The following is a 5,452-nucleotide window of genomic DNA, read 5'->3' as shown; positions in this document are numbered from 1 at the left end:
CTTCTCGCTGGGTTTGGAAGGCGCACAGGTCAAGCAATGTGTCAAACTGATGAACCAGCTGTACAACGCCTTCGTCGAGAAAGACATGGAGATGCTGGAGATCAACCCGCTGATCGTCTCGGACAGCGGCGACCTGAAAGTGCTGGATGCAAAGGTCGGTTTTGACGGCAACGCCGTGTACCGCCACCCGGATATTGCCGAACTGCGCGACACGACCGAGGAAGACCCCAAGGAACTGGAAGCCTCCAAGTACGACCTGAACTATATCGCGCTGGATGGTGAGATCGGTTGCATGGTCAACGGTGCAGGTCTGGCGATGGCCACCATGGACATCATCAAGCTGTACGGGGCCGAGCCTGCCAACTTCCTCGACGTGGGCGGTGGTGCGACCAAAGAGAAAGTGACCGAGGCGTTCAAGATCATCACGTCGGACCCGCAGGTCAAAGGCATTCTGGTTAACATCTTCGGCGGCATCATGCGCTGTGACGTCATCGCCGAGGGCGTCGTCGCCGCGGTGAAAGAGGTCGGCCTGCAGGTTCCGCTGGTCGTACGTCTGGAAGGCACGAATGTCGAAAAAGGCAAAGAGATCATCAACACCTCTGGCCTGGACGTGATCGCAGCAGACAACCTGAAAGACGGTGCCGAAAAGATCGTGAAGGCTGTTAAGGGTTAAGCTGCTTGCGGTGGGGTTGGCTTAAAGCCCGCCCCACGGCGCGAACAACTCAGCAAGTGTTTTTGTTGAGAGGAATCGAAAGAAGCAATCGATCTGATGACCATCCCCATCTTCCTCATAGGTCTAGAACGCGCCACCGGGCGGGCGCGTTTGATGGAGCAGGAGCTGCAAAAAGCAGGCCTGTCGGCGACGCGCGTTAATGCTGTTGACTGCAACGCCGCCACCCGTGAGGATTTCCTGCGCGAATGCAAGGCCGAGGGGCCGTGGGGCTATTTCCACACGAAGGACATGGCCTGCACCCTCAGCCACGCCAAAGCGTGGGAGGCATTGATCGCCTCGGGCGCAGAACAGGCGTTGATCCTTGAGGATGATGTTTTTCTGAGCCCGGAACTGGCCGATTGGCTGAATGACCCGTCCTGGTGGCCCGCAGATGCCGATATCGTCCGGTTCGAACGCTGGCGGAGCACCAAGCTTTATGTGGCGCTTGGGCGCAAGCGGTTGTTCCATCTGGGGCGCGAGCTGCGCCTGATGCGGTCGCGCCATCCCGGAGGGGCGGCCTACGCGCTGACACGACAGGCGGCACAGCATTTTCTGGCGCAGAAACCCTATGACATCACGTTGGACGGGCTTTTGTTCAACCCGTCAGCCTCACCAGCGGCGCGTCAGATCAATATCTATCAGGTGATCCCGGCCATGGTCGAACAGGGCAACGAAGCGCCCGGTGAATACAACATGGGGGCACCGCGCAGCCGGCCGAAAGGCTGGCCATTGGTCCGGCAAAAGATCCGGCGCGGCATTGCTGAAATCAGCAGCGGGCTGCGCACCACGGCCAATCTGGCCTTGGGTCGTGCCACGCTCGAAAAAATTACCTATGCGCCGCAAGTTCTGCCGGCGACTGAAACCAATCAATCCAACACCGCCTAGAGAAAGGGACAAAATGGCAGTCCTCATCGACGAAAACACCAAAGTGATCTGTCAGGGCTTTACCGGCTCGCAGGGCACATTCCACAGTGAACAGGCCATTGCCTATGGCACCAAGATGGTCGGCGGCGTAACCCCCGGCAAAGGCGGGATGGAACATCTGGGTCTGCCCGTGTTCAACTCGGTCCACGAGGCCAAGCATGTGACCGAAGCCAACGCCTCGGTGATCTATGTACCGCCGCCCTTCGCTGCGGACTCGATCCTCGAAGCGATCGATGCCGAGATGGAGGTGATCGTCTGCATCACCGAAGGCATCCCGGTTCTGGACATGATGAAAGTGAAGCGCGCGCTGGAAGGCAGCAAGTCGCGCCTGATCGGCCCGAACTGCCCCGGTGTCATCACACCTGACGCCTGCAAGATCGGCATTATGCCCGGCCACATCCACAAGCGCGGCTCGGTCGGCGTTGTGTCACGCTCGGGTACGCTGACCTATGAGGCGGTTAAGCAGACCACCGACGTGGGTCTGGGCCAGTCCACCTGCGTCGGCATCGGCGGCGACCCGATCAAGGGGACCGAGCATATCGACGTGCTGGAATGGTTCCTGGCCGATGACGAAACCACATCGATCATCATGATCGGTGAGATCGGTGGTTCAGCCGAGGAAGAAGCGGCACAGTTCCTGGCGGATGAGGCCAAGAAGGGCCGCAAAAAGCCGACCGCCGGTTTCATCGCAGGCCGTACAGCCCCTCCGGGCCGCCGCATGGGCCACGCGGGCGCGATTGTCGCCGGTGGCAAGGGCGGTGCCGAGGACAAGATCGAAGCCATGCGCTCGGCCGGAATCGTCGTGGCCGAAAGCCCGGCGCAGCTGGGTGAGGCTGTGCTGGAAGCGATTGGGTAAGGCATGACAACTAACCGGCTCAGGATCCATTGTGGTTTGGCCATTTGCATAGGGGCTATTGTGAGTTTTACACAGTCAGCACTTGCACAAACCGCCAGCGAACGCGCCGCATTCGCCTGCATGCAATTGGATGAAGAGTCGGCTTACGCCAATTTGCAAAGTCTCGGCTGGCAACGGTTGATGCCAGTCGAACTTTCGCCAGATGAAAAAGAAATACTTTCGACAGAGTATTTCCTTTTCAAAGCCTACAAACCCAATAACCCCCATAGGCAGCAGTCTTTCGAAGAGACCGCCAAGATTGCCATAAGGCGCGTCGAGCAAAAGATGGCTCGCAACGCTTCTGCTTCAAGCTTTAAGGGCGGCGCTGTTTTAAGGAACAGTTCGACGCGAGATTTAGTTAGTGTGCAAGCAGAAAACCTTGGAAAATTTGAAAGAACTACTTGCACCTTTTTTTACACTCAAAAAACTGCGCCTAGTCTCTTCACACATGCACAACGAAATCTTCAGTCGTCTAGCTTCGAGAGCTCACTTGTGGCTCGGGTTGGGGTTTGGAACAACTACCGAAATGGAATTGAACAAAGTGTAGAGGTTTACCTGTGGGACACTGCGGGCATTAGCGCTGCGCTCCAACGAGAGTTTCCAGGAGAACTCATGGTTGTAGCCTCAGTTTGGCAACACGCTGAAAACAAGAGGGGAGATTGAATAATGTCTCTCAGCCTTGAGATCAGATTGGGGCCGCTATGACCTTCTCTGACGCCATCCGCACCTGTTTTGCCCAGGTCTTCACCTTCTCGGGCCGTGCCTGCCGGTCAGAGTTCTGGTGGTTTTTTCCAATCGGTGTCGCCATGCCGATTTGCGCGGCAGCCCTCGGAACCGTTGTCGGTTCCACCTATTGGGTGACTAGCCTATTCGCAATTGCGTGCGCCATCCCGCTTTTTGCTAGTGGAGCTCGACGCCTTCAGGATACCGGTGAAAATGGCTCGGATGCTGTGGTGCCTTGGTTATACTTTTTTGGATCAACCACTTTAGTCTACCTGATGGTTCGATTTGGAGGATATGCGGGACAGGCGATAGATGAAGCCGGAAGCCCTGCCGGTTTCTTTCTTGCGTTATGGTTTGGGGCCGGTCTGCTAGCCCTGCTTCTGATGTCATTGTTTCTTGCAATTAGCTTTTTGGTTCTGATCACGCCAGCTTTTGGACAATGCCTTGTGCCTGGGCAGCGCGGATCAAACAGGTTTGGGCCAAACCCGCTGGAGCATAGCCCATGACCTTCTCTGACGCCATCCGCACCTGTTTCTCCAAGTTCTTCACCTTCTCGGGTCGCGCATCACGCCCCGAATACTGGTTCTTTTTCCTGTTCGTCGTGATCTGGGGCTTCATCGCCGGGATCATCGACTGGCAGTTTTTCACGCAGGTCTCGGTCACTGAAAGCGATGAGGTGAAATCCGTCACCGCCACGTCCAGCCAACCGGTCCAAAGCATTGTCGGCCTGATCGTCTTTTTCCCCCATCTGGCCGTCGCATGGCGGCGGATGCATGACACCGGGCGCAGCGGGCTTTATGCCTTGCTGCCGATCCTTCTGATCCTTGGGGCCTTTGCGGTTCTGATCTTTGGCATCGGTATTGCCAGCCAGTTCCATGGCGGAACGCTCGACATTTTGTTTACCCGCGCAACATTGCTGATCGTCATTCCGACACTTATCGTTCTTTTTGTGTCGCCCCTTCTGGTGCTGTGGTGGCTGACCCGCCCCAGCCAACCAGGCACCAACCAATACGGTCCCAACCCATATGAGGTAGTCCAATGACCGAACACTCGCCCAACTCTGCCTTTCATGCCTCAAGCTTCATGCAGGGGCACAATGCCGAATATCTGGAACAGCTTTACGCCCAGTACACCAAGAACCCCGGAGCCGTAGACGCGGCCTGGGTTGAGTTCTTTAAGGCTATGGGTGACGCCGCGCCGGATGTGCAGCGCGAGGCCGAAGGGCCGTCGTGGGCGCGGACCGACTGGCCCCCCATGCCTGCCGATGATCTCACCGGCGCACTGACCGGAGAATGGGCCGAGATTGACGCCAAAGCGGCGGGTAAGAAGATCAAGGACAAGGCGGCTGACAAGGGTGTCGAGGTCAGCGATGACCAGATCAAACGCGCCGTGCTGGACAGCCTGCGCGCGCTGATGCTGATCCGGGCCTATCGGATCCGGGGCCATCTGGCTGCCGATCTGGACCCGTTGGGGATGCGCGCGGCATCCAATCACCCTGAGCTGGATCCAAAGACCTACGGCTTCACCGACGCCGACATGGATCGGCCGATCTTTATCGATAACGTCCTGGGCCTTCAGGTCGCGTCGATGCGTCAGATCGTCGAGATCGTAAAGCGGACCTATTGCGGCACCTTTGCGCTGCAATACATGCATATCTCGAACCCCGAAGAAGCCGCGTGGCTGAAAGAGCGGATCGAAGGGTACGGCAAGGAAATCGCGTTCACCAAGGAAGGCCGCAAGGCGATCCTGAACAAGATGGTCGAAGCCGAAGGTTTTGAGAAATTCCTGCACGTCAAATATATGGGCACCAAGCGGTTCGGTCTGGATGGTGGCGAGGCACTGATCCCCGCGATGGAGCAGATCATCAAGCGCGGCGGCGCCTTGGGCCTCAGCGATATCGTGATCGGGATGCCGCACCGGGGGCGTCTGAACATTCTGGCCAACGTGATGGGGAAACCATACCGCGCCATCTTCAACGAATTCCAGGGCGGCAGCTTCAAACCCGAGGACGTGGATGGTTCGGGCGACGTGAAATACCATCTCGGGGCCTCCAGCGACCGTGAATTCGATGGCAACTCTGTGCACCTGTCGCTGACCGCCAACCCCTCGCACCTCGAGGCGGTGAACCCGGTGGTTCTGGGCAAGGTCCGCGCCAAACAGGATCAGCTTGGTGACACGGATCGCACCAAAGTTATGGC

The 5,452-nt window shown here is 57.7% G+C and carries 7 protein-coding genes; all 7 read left to right on the top strand.

Annotation, left to right across the window (positions count from 1 at the left end; genetic code table 11):
* Positions 1-673: succinate--CoA ligase subunit beta (locus AC2FNU_RS23795; RefSeq protein WP_496793670.1), on the top strand; the 673-nt coding region annotated here is incomplete at its 5' end.
* 96 nt (positions 674-769) lie between these two features.
* Positions 770-1,597: a glycosyltransferase family 25 protein gene (locus AC2FNU_RS23790; protein WP_496793665.1), complete on the top strand. Its 828-nt coding sequence runs from the start codon at positions 770-772 to the stop codon at positions 1,595-1,597.
* Between the two features lie 13 nt (positions 1,598-1,610).
* Positions 1,611-2,492: a succinate--CoA ligase subunit alpha gene (sucD, locus tag AC2FNU_RS23785; RefSeq protein WP_171093685.1), complete on the top strand. Its 882-nt coding sequence runs from the start codon at positions 1,611-1,613 to the stop codon at positions 2,490-2,492.
* 60 nt (positions 2,493-2,552) lie between these two features.
* Positions 2,553-3,194 carry a hypothetical protein gene (locus AC2FNU_RS23780; protein ID WP_496793656.1) on the top strand — a complete coding sequence of 214 codons (642 nt, stop codon included), beginning with the start codon at positions 2,553-2,555 and terminating at the stop codon, positions 3,192-3,194.
* 38 nt (positions 3,195-3,232) lie between these two features.
* On the top strand, positions 3,233-3,760 hold the full coding sequence (locus AC2FNU_RS23775; protein ID WP_496793652.1) for a DUF805 domain-containing protein: 528 nt from the start codon (positions 3,233-3,235) through the stop codon (positions 3,758-3,760).
* Entirely contained in the window at positions 3,757-4,296 is a 540-nt protein-coding gene (locus tag AC2FNU_RS23770) for a DUF805 domain-containing protein (RefSeq protein WP_496793649.1), read from the top strand. Before AC2FNU_RS23775 ends, AC2FNU_RS23770 begins: the two co-directional genes overlap by 4 nt.
* Positions 4,293-5,452 (top strand): 2-oxoglutarate dehydrogenase E1 subunit family protein (locus tag AC2FNU_RS23765; RefSeq protein ID WP_496793645.1); only part of this gene is annotated, 1,160 nt, incomplete at its 3' end. The genes AC2FNU_RS23770 and AC2FNU_RS23765, both read left to right, overlap by 4 nt.

It is taken from the genome of Ruegeria sp. BHSB064 (assembly GCF_059613205.1).
This window is presented reverse-complemented; position numbering and strand designations above follow the sequence as displayed.

What these genes read in the sequence shown, in the direction of transcription:
- sucD (WP_171093685.1), top strand. Translation starts at nt 1,611, where the DNA reads ATGGCAGTCCTCATCGACGAAAACACCAAAGTGATCTGTCAGGGCTTT.
- AC2FNU_RS23790 (WP_496793665.1), top strand. Translation starts at nt 770, where the DNA reads ATGACCATCCCCATCTTCCTCATAGGTCTAGAACGCGCCACCGGGCGG.
- AC2FNU_RS23770 (WP_496793649.1), top strand. Translation starts at nt 3,757, where the DNA reads ATGACCTTCTCTGACGCCATCCGCACCTGTTTCTCCAAGTTCTTCACC.
- AC2FNU_RS23775 (WP_496793652.1), top strand. Translation starts at nt 3,233, where the DNA reads ATGACCTTCTCTGACGCCATCCGCACCTGTTTTGCCCAGGTCTTCACC.